The 20,364-nt window shown below is 43.2% G+C and carries 11 protein-coding genes; 5 read left to right on the plus strand and 6 right to left on the minus strand.

The genetic code is table 11. The features are described 5' to 3' along the window. Window positions 1–50: 50 nt before the first annotated feature. A complete protein-coding gene (locus ACFQ3S_RS04370) occupies window positions 51–2,336 on the minus strand; it encodes an ATP-dependent helicase (RefSeq protein WP_377161611.1) in 2,286 nt (761 codons plus the stop codon). 271 nt (window positions 2,337–2,607) lie between these two features. On the opposite strand from ACFQ3S_RS04370, the gene ACFQ3S_RS04375 reads away from it, so the two are divergent. Both ACFQ3S_RS04375 and ACFQ3S_RS04380 read left to right on the plus strand, forming a co-directional pair. Then, a complete protein-coding gene (locus ACFQ3S_RS04375) occupies window positions 2,608–4,623 on the plus strand; it encodes a thioredoxin domain-containing protein (protein WP_377161613.1) in 2,016 nt (671 codons plus the stop codon). Between the two features lie 25 nt (window positions 4,624–4,648). Then, entirely contained in the window at window positions 4,649–5,149 is a 501-nt protein-coding gene (locus ACFQ3S_RS04380) for an FKBP-type peptidyl-prolyl cis-trans isomerase (protein ID WP_377161615.1), read from the plus strand. Between the two features lie 60 nt (window positions 5,150–5,209). On the opposite strand, the gene ACFQ3S_RS04385 is transcribed toward ACFQ3S_RS04380, so the two are convergent. Continuing rightward, window positions 5,210–5,905, minus strand: a complete 696-nt coding sequence (locus tag ACFQ3S_RS04385) for a hypothetical protein (RefSeq protein WP_377161617.1) — start codon at window positions 5,903–5,905, stop codon at window positions 5,210–5,212. Window positions 5,906–6,266: 361 nt separating this feature from the next. Between ACFQ3S_RS04385 and ACFQ3S_RS04390 the strand changes: the two genes are divergently transcribed. Both ACFQ3S_RS04390 and ACFQ3S_RS04395 read left to right on the plus strand, forming a co-directional pair. Further along, window positions 6,267–7,091, plus strand: coding sequence for a hypothetical protein (locus ACFQ3S_RS04390; RefSeq protein WP_377161619.1), 825 nt, complete (start codon window positions 6,267–6,269; stop codon window positions 7,089–7,091). Between the two features lie 44 nt (window positions 7,092–7,135). Then, window positions 7,136–9,994, plus strand: a complete 2,859-nt coding sequence (locus ACFQ3S_RS04395) for a TonB-dependent receptor (RefSeq protein WP_377161621.1) — start codon at window positions 7,136–7,138, stop codon at window positions 9,992–9,994. Window positions 9,995–10,098: 104 nt separating this feature from the next. Here ACFQ3S_RS04395 and ACFQ3S_RS04400 read toward each other — a convergent pair whose 3' ends face one another. Next, window positions 10,099–10,314: a hypothetical protein gene (locus tag ACFQ3S_RS04400; protein WP_377161623.1), complete on the minus strand. Its 216-nt coding sequence runs from the start codon at window positions 10,312–10,314 to the stop codon at window positions 10,099–10,101. A gap of 107 nt (window positions 10,315–10,421) precedes the next feature. On the opposite strand from ACFQ3S_RS04400, the gene ACFQ3S_RS04405 reads away from it, so the two are divergent. Then, window positions 10,422–11,489 (plus strand): fatty acid desaturase, encoded by a 1,068-nt coding sequence (locus tag ACFQ3S_RS04405; protein WP_377161625.1) that lies wholly within the window; start codon window positions 10,422–10,424, stop codon window positions 11,487–11,489. 531 nt (window positions 11,490–12,020) lie between these two features. Here the strand turns inward: ACFQ3S_RS04405 and treY are convergent. From treY to glgX, 3 genes are read right to left on the minus strand one after another with little or no spacing between them, the layout of a single operon-like run. Continuing rightward, window positions 12,021–16,253, minus strand: coding sequence for a malto-oligosyltrehalose synthase (gene treY / locus ACFQ3S_RS04410; protein ID WP_377161627.1), 4,233 nt, complete (start codon window positions 16,251–16,253; stop codon window positions 12,021–12,023). Window positions 16,254–16,258: 5 nt separating this feature from the next. Next, window positions 16,259–18,076, minus strand: coding sequence for a malto-oligosyltrehalose trehalohydrolase (gene treZ / locus ACFQ3S_RS04415; RefSeq protein ID WP_377161629.1), 1,818 nt, complete (start codon window positions 18,074–18,076; stop codon window positions 16,259–16,261). Next, window positions 18,063–20,204, minus strand: coding sequence for a glycogen debranching protein GlgX (glgX, locus tag ACFQ3S_RS04420; protein ID WP_377161631.1), 2,142 nt, complete (start codon window positions 20,202–20,204; stop codon window positions 18,063–18,065). Before glgX ends, treZ begins: the two co-directional genes overlap by 14 nt. Window positions 20,205–20,364: the final 160 nt, after the last annotated feature.

Here is a 20,364-nt window from a genome sequence, read left to right on the forward strand (position 1 = left end):
CAGTTGTTTGAGCTGACTTTTGATATACGTATTTATATAAGCCCTAAATATTACTCCACAATACGCAGCTTGGCAAATTTGAGAAGCAATTGTTTTTGTCCAATTTCCTTAAAAAATATAGTTGCCTTAATATCGGGCTTATTGCCTTCTGTGTTAATCACCTTTCCATATCCAAAGCGCTCGTGCTCTACTTCCATACCCACTTGTAGCTTGGAGGTATCGGAAGGGGCGAAGCCTTCGGACGGTACATGGGCTTTGGCCAGCAACGATGTTGTTTTTACCGGAGGCTTACCCGCAGCCGGTGCAGCTTTAGGCTTCGAGAAGGTATCGGCATTGCGGCCCCAGGCCTTGCGTTCATCGTCGAAGAATGGGTTGCCGGTTTGGGGTTTGGCTTTAAAATCCAGCTCCAGGTACTGCGCATCAATCTCATCCAAAAATCGGCTGGGCTCACAATTTATGAGCGTACCAAATTTAAAGCGTGATGTAGCGTAACTTATGGTCAGCTTGTTTTCGGCACGGGTAACGGCTACGTAAAACAAGCGGCGTTCTTCTTCCAGGTCGGTACGTGAGTTGAGCGACATTTGTGAGGGGAAAAGGTTTTCTTCTAACCCTACTACAAACACGTTAGGAAACTCCAATCCTTTAGATGAGTGAATGGTCATTAAAGAAACGGTATCGGCATTAGGGTTTTTATCGTTATCATCGTTAGTTAATAGTGCTACATCCTGCATAAATACATCCAGGGTGCGTTCCTCAATGTCCTCCCGTTCCGAAAACTCTTTGATACCGTTCAGTAGCTCCTGTATGTTTTCATAACGGTTCAAACCTTCTACCGATTTATCTTCGTACAGGTCTTTTAACAGACCCGAATGCTGGGCAATATGCAGCGCGGCATCATAAGCAGATAACGTTTTGGTAATCAGCTGGAAACTTTGGATCAGTGTAGAAAAAACACCTACGTTGGCCGAAATTCTTCCATCTAAAAACTTGGCAGGTTCTTTAACCACTTCCCACAAGGTGGTATCATGCTGACCGGCGCTCAGTATAATACGATCAACGGTAGTATCGCCAATACCCCGGCGCGGGTAATTAATCACACGTTTCAGTGCTTCCTCGTCGTTAGGGTTAAAGGTTAGCCTGAAATAGGCTATCAGATCTTTGATTTCCTTACGCTGATAAAAGGATAATCCGCCGTAAATTTTGTATGGGATATTCAGTTTGCGTAAAGCCTCCTCCATAGAGCGCGATTGGGCGTTGGTACGGTACAAAATGGCAAAATCGTTCCACTTTTGCCCGGTGTTGCTGCGCTCCTGCATAATAGCTTCGGCCACCGTTTTACCCTCCTCGTTATCGCTGAAGGCCCGGTTTACCTTGATCTTATCGCCGTGGTCTTTCTCCGAAAAAACATTTTTTTTAAGCTGCTCTTTATTGTTGGAGATAATGCTGTTGGCAACATTCACAATATTTTGGGTCGACCGGTAATTTTGCTCCAGTTTGAAAACTTTCAGATCAGGGTAATCCTTTTCAAAATTTAATATATTTTGGATGTTTGCCCCACGGAAAGCGTAGATACTCTGCGCATCATCGCCCACTACACAAATGTTTTCATTAATGGCCGCCAGCTTTTTCACAATGAGGTATTGCGAAAAGTTAGTATCCTGGTACTCATCCACCATCAGGTATTTAAACTTGTTTTGGTATTTGTAAAGTACGTCGGTATGTTCTTTTAACAAGCGGTTGGTTTGAAACAGCAGATCATCAAAATCCATCGCCCCCGATTTAAAGCAACGGCTGGCATACATTTCGTAAACCTTGCCTAAATGGCCTCGGCCGTTAGCGTGATCATCCGACTGGATCTGCTCGTTTTGCTGGTACTCCGCCCACGATACCAGGTTATTTTTTGCGGCAGAAATGCGGTTGTAAACATAATTTGGACTGTACAGCTTATCGTCCAGGTTCATCTCCTTTAATACCGCACGTAAAACGCTTTTGCTGTCGTCGGTATCATATATGGTAAAGTTGCTGGGATATCCAATTTTGGTACCTTCAACCCGCAGAATTTTAGCGAATACCGAGTGAAAGGTACCCATCCATACATTTTTAGCTTCAGGGCCTACCACTTTAATTATACGCTCGCGCATTTCTTTAGCGGCCTTATTGGTAAACGTGAGCACTAATATGTTAAAGGCATCAACACCAGTATGTACCAGGTGCGCCACACGGTAAGTTATAACCCGCGTTTTACCCGAACCTGCACCGGCAATAATCATCACAGGGCCGTTTATTTGCTCTGCGGCAGCCCTTTGCTGCTGATTCAATCCCTCTAAATAATCCAAAATCTTTTCCTCTTTTCTTTAAACTGCGAAATTAAAGTTTTAGGCCGAAAGCAGAAAGGATAAAGGCGAAAGGTTTTTTGGGACGGAAAGGTAAAAGGGAAGGGCAAACATTGAATTGATTATACCAAACAAATACCATCATTTATGATTAATACTGTATTGTACCGATGCAACAGGGGATTGTGCAATTTAAGAGATTAATTTAGCTTAGTTCCCAAGTTTTTACATCCACTAAATTCGAAATTAAATATTCGAAATCCTAAATTAAGAAATGAATCGCCTCGCTAACTCTGCATCACCATATTTACTGCAACATGCCCATAATCCGGTAGACTGGTACCCCTGGGGTACCGAGGCCCTACAAAAGGCTAAAGACGAGAACAAGCTTATTTTAGTGAGCATTGGTTATTCGGCCTGCCATTGGTGCCATGTAATGGAGCATGAAAGCTTTGAAGACGAAATGGTAGCCAACTTAATGAACGAACACTTTGTTTGTATTAAGGTGGATAGGGAAGAACGCCCCGATGTAGACCAGATTTACATGAGTGCCGTACAATTAATGACTAACCGTGGCGGCTGGCCGTTAAATTGCATTTGCCTGCCCGATCAGCGGCCTATATACGGCGGTACCTATTACCCCAAAGCCGATTGGATGAACATATTAATGAGCTTGGCCGATTTCTATCATAACCGTCCTGATGAAGCCATTGAATATGCCGTACGCTTAACCGAGGGAATCCAGCAATACGAAACGGTAGATTTAATAACGGAGCAGCCGGAGTATCAGTTAAGTGACCTGGAAACCATTGTAGCTAACTGGAAAAAGTATTTGGACGATACAGAAGGAGGTTCGGGGCGTGCGCCCAAGTTCCCGATGCCTAATAACTGGCTGTTTTTAATGCGCTATGCTCATTTAACCAACGAAGAAAGCATTGCACAACTTGCTAAGCTAACATTGAATAAAATGGCTTTCGGTGGTATTTACGATCATATAGGTGGCGGCTTTGCCCGCTATTCGGTTGATGGTAGATGGCATGTGCCGCATTTTGAAAAAATGTTATATGACAACGCACAGCTGGTGAGCCTGTACGCCGAAGCTTATGTATGGAACCCCGACCCGTTGTACCGAAACGTGGTTGAGGAAACCGTAAGTTTTGTAGAGCGGGAACTGATGTCACCCGATTTTGGTTTTTATTCGGCTTTGGATGCCGATAGCGAAGGAGTGGAGGGTAAGTTTTATACTTTTTCTAAAAGCGAAGTAGAAGAAATTTTAGGTGATGATGCGGATGTATTCTGTATTTATTACCATGTTACCGAAGATGGTAATTGGGAAGAGGAGCAAACCAATATCTTTTTCAGGAAAGAACAGGATGATATTCTGGCTCAACAATTAGGACTGAGTATTGAAGAACTGCAAAGCAAAATAGCCGATGCAAAAGCAAAAGTATTTGAAGCTCGGAGTAGCCGTATCCGCCCGGGATTGGATAATAAGATCCTCGCTTCGTGGAACGGGTTGATGCTTAAAGGAGTTTGTGAGGCTTATCGCACGTTTAATAAAGACAGCTATTTACATTTGGCATTGAACAATGCGAAATTTATCCAACAAAAACTGATCAATAGCCACAACCGCCTGGCCCGTATTTATAAAAAGGATGTTCACCTGGAAACAAAACAGGTTGCCTTTTTAGATGATTACGCCAATGTAATTGATGCGCTTATAGCCCTTTACGAAGTTACTTTTGATAAGCAGTGGCTGGATGTTGCCCGCGAACTGGCTAACAATGCCATTACTTATTATTATGACGAGGCCGAAGGCATGTTTTATTATACGGCTAACGACGATGAACAATTGATTGCCCGTAAAACCGAAATTATGGATGGCGTGATCTCCTCTTCAAATTCGGTAATGGCGCGTAACCTTAAAAAATTGGGGATGCTGTTGGAGGATCAGCAATACGAAGAAATATCGGCTCAGTTATTGCGCAATGTGATGCCTTATATGGTGAAGTACGGGTCATCGTACAGCAATTGGTGTTTGCTTTTGCTCGAAGAAATAACCGGTTTATATGAGGTAGCTGTAACAGGAGACGATGCGGAAACCACACGTAAGGAGCTGGAGCAAACTTACATTCCTAACAAAATTATGTTGGGCGGTAATCAGGAAAACTTACCTTTGCTGCAAAATCGTGTATCGGCACAAACGCGTATATTTATCTGTAAAAACAAAACCTGCGGGTTGCCGGCTAACTCGGTAACGGAAGCCTTAAAACAAATTGCGCTTTCTTAGCTTTTTATATTAAAATTATTATCCAATGAAGATTGAATCACAACACGTCGTATCGTTAACCTACGATTTGTATGTTAACCAGGAAGACGGCACAGAAGCTTTGGTTGAGAGTGCAACCCAGGAGCAGCCATTAACGTTTTTGTATGGCGCAGGCCAGATGTTGCCTAAGTTTGAAGATCATTTAAGTACGCTTTCGACAGGTGATAACTTCGACTTTCAATTGAGTGCAGAAGATGCTTATGGTGAGTATAATGACGAAGCCGTGGCTAATTTGCCTAAAGAAATGTTTGAAGGTACCGATACGCCCGAAGTTGGTTCTATACTACCCCTACAGGACAATGAGGGTAACCGTTTTCAGGGCCAAGTTGTATCGGTGGTTGAAGATTCGGTTATTGTGGATTTGAATCACCCGATGGCTGGTCAGCAATTACATTTTAAAGGTGAGATTATTAATGTTCGTCCGGCTAATCCTGAGGAACTGTCTCACGGCCACGCACATGGTGCCGATGGTCATCACAGTCATTAAACATAATCGTTTAAACATAAAGAGCCGCACTTCACCTATCTGAAGCGGCTCTTTTGTTGTTTATAGCCTAACCTGGTTCATTTTATAAAAGTACACCGGTATTATAATTCGTACCGGTACAGGTATATCGTTTAGCTTCGCACCTATAAATAATTTGTCTTCCTCATCCATTAAATTCAGGTTAACATTAAGCACAATACCGCCTTCCGGGTCTTTATTGTTATAATTCCTCAACCTTATTTTGAATTCGGCCAGGCGGCCACCCGGACTTACCAGCAGTTCCATAGCTGCACCTACAGTTTCGTTACTCAAATTAGTCAGATCTACAGGTAACCGTATTAAATTAATATATTTTAAATAGCCGTAATAGCGTCCGCCTATGCGTACCGGTTTGTAAAACTTAAACTCGTTTTTAAGCGAATCATCTACAACATACCTAACACCCGAGGTACTGTCTTCAGGAGCTTCATATATCAGGTGCTCTTTGCTATAATCATATCGTTGGCAAACTACCCCTTTAATGTTGAAAAAAGTCCAGATACCGGTTTTCTTATTATTTTCATAACGTCCGGCAGCAATGAGTGTTTTTTTAAGGTATGCAGCGTAGGTGCCCTGCATTACTGCATAATCGGTTTTAAGCACTTGGTATTTCTCATCTACCTGTGGTGTGAGTTTACGGTTACGTTCAACTGTTTCTTGTGCAAACGAGTAGTGTCCTATAAATAGCAGGGCAACATATAATATATTTTTCAGCATGTAAATATGTAATGTGCAATATTAACAATTGGTGCGAGGTTTTTTTGATCGTATTTATTTTTTAACGCAGTGCAGCTGCAAATAGTTTGTTAACCTAAATGTATAATTATTGTTGATATATGATGGTTACCCAATCATCGTATCCTAATAATATGTTTGTAACAACTTTGCGAATATGTGTTTGTATTGAATTTATTACTTATAACTTTTTAATTTATTGGGTGCATACCACTAAATTTGGTAAGCACAAAACAAGCAAGCTTAGGAGTGTAAATAATGTGCGTCCCAATATAAACCAATAGTAAAAGCTGGTGTCATACTCAGTGTTTTATTATCAATATAAATTTAAAATATACAGTTTATGCAGTTCAATGGTCTGATATTAAATATTTGCTACGCAATTGGTTTTTGCCTGTTAGGTACAAGCGGCACTTTCGCCCAAAAAAATGCAGACATAGCCGCCGGGGTAAAGGCACCTGCAGGCATCAAAATAGATGGTAAACATACCGAATGGAAAGAGTTGCCGGCTTATAACAAAGGCACAACACTACGTTATACGCTGGCCAACGATGCCAATAATTTATACCTGGCCATTACTACAACCGATCAAACTAATATTAACAAGCTTTTAGGCGGTGGCTTAACTTTCACCATTAATAAAGAGGGGAAAAAGAAAGAAAAAGATGCAGCTGTAATTACCTATCCTGTGGTAACCTCGGGTGGTGGACGTGCCCGTATGGGTGGCCGTGGCCGCCAGGAGGGGGGAGTTGATACTGCTGCCCTGGTAGAAAGCCGCAAGCAGGCAGTTGCCGGTATGAAAGAGTTAAGCATTACCGGCATTAAGGAAATTACCGATACACTGATATCTATTTATAATACTTTTGGTGTTAAAACAGCCATATCTTTCGATGCCCACGGCAGCTTGTTTTATGAACTGGCGGTGCCGTTAAAATTACTGCAACTAAATGCCGGCTCAGCTACCGAACTGGCCTACAATCTTAAATTGAACGGCATCCAGATGAATTTTGGTAACCGTGAAGGCGGCGGCAACCGTCAAGGTGGTGGTGGTGGTGGCGGAAACGGCGGCGGCGGAAACGGCGGTGGCGGCGGCTTTGGCGGTGGAGCTATGATGGAACTGATGACACCTACCGATTTTTGGGGTAAGTATAAACTGGCCAAACCTTAACCAGTGGTTACGTCTCTGTTAATAACTCACAAACAACCTTACACATGAAGAAACTTATACCTATACTTATTTTAACTTTATTAACCTGCAAGCTCTTTGCCCAGGTACCAGGCCGCGGTGGAGCGGCTAAGCCCCCCGTTCCTTTGCGCGAGGTTAGTGGAATTGTAAAAGACAGTACCGATAATGTAGTAATAGGTGCTACTGTAAAACTGAAGATTGGGGCAACTGACAGCGCTACCACCATTACCAATACCGATGGGATCTTTGTTTTCAGGAATATAAAGTCGGCTACGTTTGTAATTAGCGTTAGCAGTATTGGTTACAAGCCCTTAATAAGAAAAATGCTGAATAACGATGCTGTAGCCCGTTTAGTGCTCGACCCTATCATCCTTAACTCGCAAGCCAACCAGTTAAACGCTGTAATAGTAAATGGCACACCCAGCATCACCTATAAAACCGATACCGTTGAATACCGGGCCAGCGATTACAAAGTGCGGCCCAACGCGGCGGTTGATGAATTGCTGAAAAAAATGGAAGGTATGGAAGTAGGTACCGATGGATCTTTAACTCACCAGGGTCAGCAGGTAACCCGTGCCAAACTGAACGGCAAAGAGTATGCCGGCGGCGATTTGGCCCAGGCCATTAAAAACCTGCCTGCCGAAATTGTGGATAAAATACAGGTGGTTGACGATTACGGCGACCAGGCCGCGCGCACGGGTATTAAAGACGGCGACCCGCAAAAGGTATTAAACATCACCACCCGCGCCGATAAATCGGTAGGCAACATTGCCCGCCTAAATGCCGGAGGCGGTAACAACGAGCGTTACGAAAGCCGTGTTTTTTTACAGCGCACTAATGGTAATCAGGTTTTAGGCATCATAGGTAATTTAAATAATACGGTAAACGGTGTAGCATCAACCGGTATAGCCGGCGGGGCCGATGGTGGCCGTAACGGTGGCAATAACAATGGTAACAGCGGCAGTTCGGGTAGTGGCGGTACAACAACTTCGGGTAGCCCAACCTTTACCTACCGCGACCAGTGGAGCAAGAAATTTGAGGTGAATATGAACTACCGGTACAACTTTAATGATGTACGCTCACTTAACAATAGTTACGGCCAATCCTATTATGCTGATACAACGGGTGCAAACAGCGGCAGGGCAGATACCCTGATTTTTACTAACAACAGCGACAGCCGTAGAAACAGCAAACAGCACAACTTTAGCTTTGAGATGGAATACAGTATTGATAGTGCTAACTTTTTAAGAGTTACGCCATCAATTTCTACTAATAGCAATTTATCAATCAGTAGTTCGGTTCGTAACGAAACCGGCTTACAGTTTCAGGATATTAGCGGTACTGGTACTAATTATACGTCTTCACCAAATTTTGGTGGTATAGTGTTCTATCAGCATATTTTTAAAAAACCCAGGCGTAATGTATCCATACAGCTTAATTATACACATTCAAACCAGGAGGCTAACAACGAGCAGCAAAGCAATCGGATAATATACACTCCTGAAGGTGCTGTGTTTAACACCAGGTACACCAGCCGCTTAATAACCCGTGATAATATCACTAAAAACTTCAGGACCAGCCTTACTTACGTTGAACCGCTGTCGGCAACCTCGCAATTTGAGTTTAACGGGCAAATAAACCGCCGGGCTTATGAAAACAACGCCGTAACCGATAGTATAACCCCATCGGGCGAACAGGTTGCATACCGTAACGGTTTACTGAACAATATTTATAACTTTTCTTTCACTGAAACACGGCTGGCTTTAAATTACAGGTATAATGGCACTAAATTCAATTATTCATTAGGTGCTACAGCTGTACCTACAAATTTGAGCGGCGTTAATGTGAGCCAGGGTAACGGTGCTTCTACCAGCCGTAATAATTTCTTTATTATACCTATTGCGCGTTTCCAGTATGTATGGTCAAGGCAGCAACGTGCATATATTAATTATTCGGGTAGTCCTTCGGAGCCTACGTTTACACAAATACAACCCGTAACCGATAAATCTAACCAGCAAAACTGGATAGTTGGTAACCCCGACCTTAAAGTGGCTTTCCGGCATAATATTACTGCTCAATACAGTAACTACTTATCCAATTCAAAAATTAACATACTGGTCAATGTTTTTGGCAATACCACCAACAACCAAATTGTAACCAATAACGCTTATGCTACAGATCCTGAAACTGAAGGTGGACGAATTAATATAACCCGATATGTAAACCGAAGCGGATCGTATAATTTAGGGAGCAATTACAATTTCTCCAAGCAGTTATCTGACCGTAAATACAATTTATCTTTATTAGGAAGTGCAACCTATGCCTATAACAACACATTGGTCAGTAATCGTGATGCGGTAGTGAGAAGCTGGAATATCAACCAGCGGTTTGGCCCGAGAATCAACCCTAACGAGTCGATAGAAATAAATCCTTTTGTATCCTATACCATTTCTAAATCACTTATAACGGTAGGTAGCACATCAGCCACAAATTTACAAAGAACAGCCATAGCTATAGATGGGCGTTTTTACTTTATGAAAGAGCGGTCGCTTACGGTAGGTTACGATGCCAGCAAGAATTTCATAGGCGGCAATGTACAGCAAAATACATCGAGCAACCCATTAGTTATTAATGCTTATATCGAAAAGAATTTTTTAGCCAAACGTAACCTCACCTTCAGGCTGCAGGCATTTGATGTTTTAAAGCAAAATAATTTTACCAACCAGGTTATCAATGATAACGGTTACACCAATACCCTGTCAAACGCGCTCAGCCGATACTTTATGTTCAGCGTACGTACCAACCTGCAAAAATGGAGTGGTTCTCCATCGCGCAATGGCCGCCAGCTACAACGCAGGGGCGATGGTAGTTTTATACAACCTTAGTCCTCACCCCAGCTCTCTCCAAAGGAGAGGGAGCCGAAGCATTTCTTTTTAAGTCCTCTCCTTTGGAGAGGACTTAGGTGAGGTTAGAGGGCTGGGCCGGGGCCCTAATTGTTAATTTGCTCGCCAAAGCTCTGAATGTCATCGGCGCTAAAACCGGCATCGTCATCCGCTTTCCAGGTGTATAGGGTGTCTTTATATATACTTACCGAAAAATCGTCGGTTGTAATATCGTAGTGTGTGGTATCTCCCTCAACCCGCTGATGTATGGTTGCGGGTATTTGCTGGCCGTGAATGGCTAATGTTATTCCAAAATCTTCCATATAACTGTAACATTTTTTACATCACAAGGTTGTAAATATATACAGAAATAGTTTGATAAATTTGTTACCTTGCAAGCAATTAATTGATTGCAAACTGATATTTATATATGACATTTATTGATAGCGTGTTACAAGAGCCTTCTTATGGCTGGAAAGACGAACAAGGTAACTTATCAAAGCCAAGCCCGAAACAAATTTTTAAAGAATTTTTTAACAGGCTTAATGTTTTTAAAGATCGCAAAAACTGGCTCTCGTTCACCAGTTGGATGATGATTGTGGTATTATCAGTAGCTTTAGGCTTTTTTGTATTTAAATATTTCAGCTTTAATTTGGTACTGGTAGCCTTTGTTTACAGCATGGTGGTGATGGGGTCGCACGGTACGGTTTGGTACCACAGGTACTGCACCCACAGGGCATACAAGTTTCGTAACCCGGTTTGGCGGTTTATTACCCAAAATATTACCCTTAAAATTATCCCGGAGGAAATTTATGTGATCTCGCACCATGTGCATCATGCCAAATCAGATCAGCCTGGCGATCCTTACAATGCGCAAGGTGGCTTTTTGTACTGCTTTTTGGCCGATGTTAATCATCAGCCTATTGCCCGTAATTTGGATGAGAAAAGTTATAACCGTTGTGTTACTTTAATGAAACATACCGGTCAAATTTCTAACACGTATGAACAATACCTAAAATGGGGTTCGTTGGCTAATCCGGTTCGTACCATTGGCGGCGTATTGCTGAACTGGGGTTTTTGGTACCTGGTGTTTTTTATGATTGGCGGCCATGCCTTAGCTTGCACCATATTTGGTGCGGCCGGTTTTTGGGCGGTTGGTGTTCGTACTTTTAACTATGAAGGTCATGGTAAGGGTGAAGATAAACGCCAGGAAGGTACCGACTATAACCGCAAGGATATGTCGATTAACCAGCTTTGGCCAGGTATAGTTGCCGGAGAATGGCATAATAACCATCACCTGTACCCTAACAGTGCCCGTTCAGGCTTTTTACCTCACCAGGTAGATCTGGCTTGGGTTTACATTAAGTTTTTACACCTAATTGGCGGCGTAACGGAGTATAAGGATGATAAAAATAAATTCCTGAAGAATTACTACAAGCCGCATAAGGAAGTGAAGGTTATAATGCCGAACAAACCTGTGCTGGAGCACGCTAAATAATATTAAGAGAGACATGCTGAAGGCATGTCTCTCTTGGTTTACAGGCTATGTGTCACTAACGCAATGCGATATTAATCACTATTGCAAATGAGTGAGTTAAAATAAAAATGTTCTCTTATCTACCGCAAGTGCAACATAGTTAAGTTAAGGTTCCCCCCCATTAAGGTTACGTTTTTTTAATAAATTGTATTGACCAATATTTTTTGCGCCGCAGTTGCTACCCTTAAATAATTATTAAGCGTAACCTCTACAAGGTACAAAAAGCATGCTTACCACTTTTGCTACAACAGGTAGCTCCTAAGGAGTATAATTAAATCCCTTAACTTAATGACATGGAACCCAAGTAGGCTTTTATGTAAAATAGCGCAGGAAAGTATTAATAATGTTATGATGGGCCTGTAAACACTTTACAAAGCAACAAATGCTTCGAAAGGCTCAAATTGATAGTTCAATCGATAAATTCTTTCACCTTAATAGGCCGCCAGGATTTAAAACGCAGATTTATAGTTTATGCCTTACAGCTTAAATTAATTAAACCCGGTTGTACAACTTTACCCACTCTAATAACTTCTCTTCAATATCGGCAGTAAGGTATTGCTTTGCTAACCGCCAGTCCCAATTGTTTTTAGCCGATGCCGGGTTGTTCATTCGGGCGGTTTCATCAAGGCCTAATACATCCTGCATGGGTAGTATGGCTATTTTTGCAGTTGATGCATAAGCCACACGACTAAGCACATCATGAATGTTCTTGGTTTTAACCGATTGGCCCGTGTACTGCTCAATTTGTTTGCGAACCTGTTTACTGGTATCCTGGTTAAACCAGCCAACGGTAGTATTATTATCATGCGTACCGGTATAAACCAGGTAATTTTCCTGGTAGTTGTGAGGGATATATAACGAGTCGGGCAGTTCATCACCAAAGGCAAACTGTAATACCTTCATACCCGGAAATTCAAACTCATCGCGCAGTTCAAATACAGGCGCGTTAATATCACCTAAATCTTCAGCTATAAATGGCAAATGACCTAAGGCAATCTTAATGGCTCTAAAAAAATCGCTGCCAGGTCCGGGTTTCCACCGACCGTTTTTTGCCGTATCATCGCCAGCCGGCACTTCCCAGTAGGCCGAAAATGCTCTAAAATGGTCGAGCCTGAGCAAATCGAATAACTGCATATTTTTTCGCAACCGGCCTATCCACCAATCGTAACCCCGTGCTTTCATTACCTCCCAGCGGTAAACCGGCATTCCCCAAAGCTGCCCGTCGGCGTTAAAATAATCAGGCGGTACACCGGCTATACCGGTCATTTGCCCCTCATTGTCCAGGTAAAAGCTATCGGGGTTAGCCCATACGTCAACCGAATCGTGACTTACGTAAAAAGGTAAGTCTCCAAATAACTGCACGTTTACTACCCGGCAATAATTTTTTAAGGTCAACCATTGTTGCTGAAAGATGAACTGCAGCCATTTGACCTCTTCAATTTCCAGATCATGCTGAATAGAGAATCGTTTTAAGGCAGCTGGTTTACGCTGCTTAAAATCGGTAGGCCACTGGTACCAGGCGGCGTTGTTATGGTATTGTTTTAAGGTAACGTATAAAGCAAAATCATCAAGCCAGTAAGCTTCTTGTTTACAGAAAAGCTCAAATTTATGGCCTAAAGGATTAAAACCTCCCTTTTTAAAGTTTTGGTAAGCGAGGCCGAGTAGTTTGTCTTTGCTGTGTTGTGCTATAGCATAATCGGTCTTTTGGTTCACCGTAAACGGGTAGTCTTTTAAATCGCTTATGGTTATTAAACCGGCATCCACCAACTGTTCGGGGCTAATTAGCAGGGTATTACCCGCCATGCTGCTTACCGAACTGTATGGCGAATAGTTTTGCTCGGCACCGGTAGGGTTAAGTGGCAGTAACTGCCAGTATTTTTGCCCCGAACGACTCAAAAAGTCAGCAAAGTTATGTGCTTCGGGGCCTAAATCGCCCACACCAAATGGCGATGGGAGGGAAGTAATATGCATGAGTATCCCTGCACCCCGGTTATTTTCGGGTTGTTGCAACTTAAGCAGGGCAAAAGGTAATTGAGTAAACAGCTCTTTTACCTTAATACTGTTTTCGTCAGCTTTTCCATCAGTTCCAGATATCAGGTTATGCCATGCAGCTGGTGCCTCAGGTGGAAGAATCACCCGTGTGTTTTTCCATTTTAAGCCGGAGATATTTTTGCCTTGGTCTAAGCACAATTCGGCTAAATGTAATCCTGCAACAGTAATGCTCCATTCATTTTTATACTGGCGTGCATAGGCTATAATATATTCCTCATAAGCCCCTTTTACCCGTAAAGGTATATAGTTACCGTATGTAAATACATTGGCCGCCTGCCGCCTTTGTGTAAATAACTTTTGTGTAAGCCATTGTTTGATCTGGCCGTTGTAGCGGTTTTTCCAAAGTACTTCGGTGAGTTCGGTAACGCTTTGCGTACTGCTGGTAATTTCATCCAATAATTGTGTACGCAAGGCATAATCAACCGGGCGGCGGTTATCGGGGTCAACTAAGCTGAAGTCCCAAAGTTCGCAGCCCTGGTAAACATCGGGTACACCCGGGCAGGTGAATTTGATGAGTACCTGTGCTAAAGAGTTAATAATGCCCTGGTCGGCTATCTTTTGTTGAAATGATTGAAATGATTTTAAAAATTCACCTTCATTATTTAGCAGTGCGGCGGCAAATTTTAGGGTAGCTTGCTCATAGTACTCGTTCGGCTCGGCCCAATTAGAGTGGGTTTTAGCCTCGCGCATGGCCTTGATTAAATACTCCTGCAAACGGTTTGAGAAATTATCTTTGGGCTGGCCGGGCATTGGGTAAGCGCCAACTATGGTTTGGTATATAAAATACTCATCATTGGCATCCGGCATTTGATTGTCCTTCAAACCCACGTTCATTTCTTGCCATTGCTTAACTGTTTTAAGCCAGGTTTTCGACAGGTCGGTTAGTACGTTCATCCTCGCCCTAACATCCTCGCCTCGTTTAGTGTCGTGGGTAGAGGTGCCGTTAATAGCCAGCGGCCAGTTTTTTTGCCGCTGTTGCATTAATTGGTGAAACTGCTTAACACCGGTACCAAAGGCTTCAGGGGCATCGCCCACTTCATTATGGCCAATAAAGCGGTTATAGGTGTACATCAGTGTATCCTCTACACCCTTGGCCATTAAGGGGCCGCTAAACTGCATTAAACGCTGGTAAAACTGCAAAACGCGCTGGTTGTAATCGGCATTACCCAATTTGGGTTTCTCCAGCAGTACAATCTCTAACAGGTTAAGTGCCGGCTTTAACTCGGTATTATCTTTTTTAGCTTGCTTAAATAATAATTTTATGGCATCATATTCTGCATTTTGCAAAGGCAGCCGGTTGCCATAGTACCGGTAAACCGAGCAGAGGATAAGCAGGCGGCTAATGGCTTTTTTTAATATTTCGGGCTTTAAGCCTGCTAATATTTTACGGTCGGTAAGTTTAAGTTTTTTAAACAATTGAAACAGGTTATCCAGCTCTCCACCCATACTTTCCAATAGTATGGCTGCCTTTTTTAGTTTGATCTGTTCGGGAACTGGCTGCTCGTCGTTTACAAGTTGCTGGTAAAAATTGGTGAACCGCTTTTCGGCAGCCTGGTTGGTAAACAAGTTGTTGAGCTGAGCCAAATAATCATAACCCGATGTTCCTTGCAAAGGCCATTGTGTGGGTAGCTCTTCGGCTCTTGCTAAAATCTTTTCGGCTACTATGTAGGTGTCTTCCCCGGCTAATTTGCGCAGTTGTTCGACGTATAAGGATGGATCATACAATCCATCGATATGATCTATCCGCAGCCCTTGAAATATGCCTGTATCAATTAGTTTTTTAATGTACGTATGAAAGTGATCGAACACGTCCTGATCCTGAATATTCAGACAGATCAAACTGTTCACCGTAAAAAAACGGCGATAGTTCATAGCCTCATCGGTTTCTTTCCAGCTGCATAAGCGGTAATGCTGTTGGTTTGCTACTTCAAAAACCAGCTCTTTATTTTGATTGATATGAGCAATATGGGTATCTATATATTGCTGCACCTCCGTATCTTTCAAAGCCTTAATCAGCTTTTGCTTAATAGCGGTCCATTTAAGGGCGAAGCTCCCGGGTTCCGTAATGGTTTGTAAGCTATTAATTTGTTTAAATATACTTTCCAGTTGCTTGGGCAATTCGCCGATGGTCTGTAATATTGTAACGTACGAAGCGGCTTTTATAGGGTAAACGTTATCGGCGTATTGCAAAACCAATCCCTGTTGTGGCAAATAGGCTATACGGAGCTCGCCGTTATTTACAATTTCTTCTAAAGTGCTTCCTAAAAAAGGAACCATCATGGGCTCATCTTTAAATAGCGGGCTTGTCCATACGGCATCAAAAAAACTGGCGTAAAAGGAGAGTTTCCCTTTTTCGAGCACATCCATTAACCACTGGTTGTTTTGATGGAAACCCATGTGATTGGGAACAATATCCTGTAGCCAGTTTATCCCCAGGTTTTTCAGCTTTGAACTTAAAGCCCTCAACTGTTTATCTGTACCTATTTCCGGGTTAATTTGGAGAGGATTTACTCCATCGTAACCATGCGTACTACCGGGCGTTGCCTCAAAAACCGGTGAAGCGTAAATAGTACTTACACCCAGTTTTTGCAGATAAGATATCATACGCTCAAAATCATCGAATGTAAAGGCCGAATGAAATTGAAGGCGATAAGTAGCAACAGGGTTATTCATACGTGTTAAGCAGTATATATGATAAATGATTCGGGCTGGATATTATCTAAAGATGCCGTGGTATCATTAACTGTTAACGGGCCACCCCAGCTACTATCTGCCGAATTAAATAGTTTTTTAAAGTTAGTTATTTCGGGGTATGATATGGCCTGTACCTTTTTAGAAAAATTCATAAAAACGGTGATACTTGCGCTTTCATGTCCCCGGTGCAATGTTAAGGTTTGCTGTTGTTGGTTATATTCAGCCCGGGTTAGCTTACGGTTAAGTTGATGTAAAGCCGGCAGGCTTTTACGCAGGGCTAATAACGCTCGGTAAAAGTTCAGCATAATTTGATGCTTGCCCTCACCTGGCAAGTTCCATTGCAGTTTTGAGTTCATAAACGTGTTTTCGGCCATAGGGTTGGGTGCCTCACCCTGTGCATGAAAGGCCGCGAATTCCGCCTTGCGGCCTTTACGTACGGCTTCGGCCAGTTGAGGGTTGGTATGGCTTACAAAATACATAAAACGGTTAGTTTCGCTGTATTCTTCGCCCATAAACAGCATGGGTAAAAACGGGGCCGTAAGTATGGCACCAGCCATCAGTTTCTGCATCTCGAAACTGAATAGTTCGCTGCTGCGCTCACCTAACATGCGGTTGCCCACCTGGTCGTGGTTTTGGGAGAACACCACAAATTGGTCACCCAGGTTATCCACAGCCTTACTGCCAAAAAACTTTTGCCGGTGTTCGGAGTATTGCCCATCGTACACATAAGCATCGTTATAGGACTTGGCCAGGTCGGCAATGCCGTTAAAATCGCTGTAATAGCCGGTTTGCTCGCCGCCTGCGGTAATGCGTAGTGCATGGTGAAACTCGTCTATCCACTGGCTATCCATACCAAAACCGGCTTTCTGCTGCGGATTGATAAAGCGGGTATCATTCAGATCGCACTCTACAATCAGGTAGTGCTGTCTGCCTGTTTCGGCCATTAGCTCATCAACCCTGGCTTTAATTTCGGCCAGTATGTGCTGCGGACTAAAATCTTTTACGGCATGTACCGCATCCATCCGCAAAGCATCAATATGAAAATTGCGGAACCACATCAGTACGTTCTCTATAAAATAGTGTCGTACCGCATCGCAGCCGGCATCGTCAAAGTTTATCGCGTTACCCCAAGGGGTGTTATACTTATCAGTAAAGTAAGGGCCGTACTCATTAAAGTAGTTGCCTTCGGGACCAATGTGATTGTACACCACATCTAATATAACGGCTATGCCCTTTTGATGACACGCATTAACCAACTGTTGTAAGCCTTTAGCCCCTCCGTATGAATTTTGAACCGCATAAGGGAATACACCATCATATCCCCAGTTGCGGTCACCCGGGAACTGTGCCACCGGCATGATCTCAATAGCTGTAATGCCCAGGCTAACCAGGTAATCCAACTTGGTTTCTACACCGGCAAAATTACCTTCGGATGTAAAGGTGCCGGTATGAAGCTCGTACAAAATGTAATCTTCCAGCGCATGGTTTTGCCAGTTGCTATCAGCCCACTCAAAAGCGTCCAAATCTACCACAGCCGAAGCCTCATGTACACCACCGGGCTGACTTAGCGATGCCGGGTCGGGGAGGGGCGCTTGATCATCCAGCAAAAAACGGTAGCGGTCGCCGTTTTTCAGTTCGGCGGTGCTTAAATACCAGTATCCGTATTTTTTTGCGGATAAAGGTAATTCGGCACCACTTAGCTGCAATTTTATGCGAACGCTTTTTGCCTCGGGTGCCCACAGCCATACGGATGCCATGCCATTATTCAACGTAACGCCGGGCCGGGTATTAATTGCTGTCATTAGGCTGATTGTAAATTACCGGGTGATGCAGTACTACAACTGAGCGGCCGCCAACTGTGATCTGGCTTCCTGCTGCATAGGTATCTTCGTCTACCACCTGGTGGCCGGTGGTATCAATAATTTTGGTCCAACTTTTGGCATACAATTCTGCCGGCAACTGGTATTTCACGGGTTCCCAGTGCGAGTTAAATATCACATAAAAGCCATCGTCTATCATGGCCTCTCCAACCTCGTTACGGGTACGCAACGCACGTCCGTTAATAAAAACGGCTAAAGATTTAGCAAAATCATTGTTCCAGTGATGTTCGCCTAACTGATCGCCTTCGGGTAAAAACCAGGCAATATCTTCAACCCCCCTAATAGGTGCTCCGCGAAACCAACGCTTGCGGCTAAAAGCCGGGTGCTTGCGGCGAAAATGGATCAACTTGCTGGTAAAGTCTATCAGTTCCTGGTCGGCATTTTCCCAATCTAACCATGAAATTTCGTTATCCTGGCAATAAGCGTTATTGTTGCCACCTTGCGTACGGCTCATTTCGTCACCTGCCACCAGCATAGGTACTCCCTGCGAAAGGAACAACGTGGTTATAAAATTACGTTTTTGCTGCTCACGGATCTGGTTAACATTTTCGTCGTCTGTTGATCCTTCTACGCCGTAATTGCATGAGCGGTTATGGCTTTCGCCATCGTTATTATTTTCGCCGTTGGCATAATTATGCTTTTCGTTGTACGTAACCAGGTCGTTTAATGTAAATCCATCGTGCGCGGTAATGAAGTTTATACTGGCTGTAGGATTACGGAAATCATCCTTGTACAAATCGGCGCTTCCGGTAAGGCGCTGTGCAAATTCGGCTAAGGTACTGTGTTCACCGCGCCAGTAATCGCGTACACAATCGCGGTACTTACCATTCCACTCGCCCCATCCTTGCGGAAATTTACCTACCTGGTAACCACCTTCGCCAATATCCCATGGTTCAGCAATTAGCTTAACCTGCGATATGATCGGATCCTGGTGAATAATATCGAAGAACGCGCCTAAGCGGTCAACTTCGTGCAAGCCACGCGCTAGGGTAGAGGCCAAATCGAAGCGAAAGCCATCTACGTGCATTTCGGTAATCCAATACCGCAGGCTATCCATAAATAAACGCAATACGTTAGGCAGGTAAGCGTTCAGCGTATTACCGGTACCCGTATAATCCATGTAATAACGCTTGTCTTCGGTAAGGCGATAGTAACCTGCATTATCAATACCTCTAAACGATAGTGTGGGGCCCAATTGGTTACCTTCGGCGGTGTGGTTATAAACTACATCCAATATCACCTCAATACCGGCTTTGTGCAGTTCCTTAACCATTTGCTTAAACTCGTTTACCTGCTCGCCGCACTTTCCGCTGCTGGCATAACGGGCATCGGGCGCAAAATAACCTATGGTATTGTAGCCCCAGTAATTGGTAAGGCCTTGCTCAACTAAATGCCTGTCGGCCACAAAATGCTGGATAGGCATCAGCTCTACCGCAGTAATACCCAGTTTTTTTAAATATTGGATGGTAACCGGGTGGCTCATAGCGGCATAGCTACCCCTAATTTCTTCAGGAATGCCGGGATGCAATTTGGTAAAGCCTTTAATATGCGCCTCGTATATAATGGTATTGTGGTATGATATACAGGGCGGACAATCTCCTTCCCAATCAAATTTTGGATTAATTACTACGCTTTTGGGTATAAACGGAGCACTATCGGTTATGCTGAAACTCAGGTCTTTTTCGTTGCTGGTTACGTCGTACCCAAATAACGAATCGTGCCAGTCTATAATTCCCGAAATAGCTTTAGCGTAAGGGTCGATCAATAATTTGTTTGGATTAAAGCGTAAGCCGTTTTCTGGTTCGTATGGGCCGTAAACCCGGTAACCGTATAGCTGTCCGGCTTTTAAATGCGGAATATAGGTATGCCAAATGTGGTGCGTATGTTCGGGAATATCGATCTTAATAAATTCAATCTCGTCGTCGTCTGTTTTAAATAAACAAAGTTCAACTTTGGTAGCGTTGCTGGCATATATAGCAAAGTTTACGCCTTTACTATCGGGGGTGGCGCCAAGCGGATAAGGTTTGCCTGGAAAACTATTAACTTTCATACCTCAAAGAATGTTTTTGGCGAAAAAATGTTTGGCATTAAGTATAAAAAAACCCTTTATATACTTATTTTATTTATAATTAAAATTAATATTTTATCTAAAAAAGAAAATATGTCCAATTTAAACTGGCAATAATGTAAATAGAGCTGCTAATTATCCT

This window comes from Mucilaginibacter terrae (assembly GCF_042679325.1).
GTDB lineage: Bacteria > Bacteroidota > Bacteroidia > Sphingobacteriales > Sphingobacteriaceae > Mucilaginibacter > Mucilaginibacter terrae.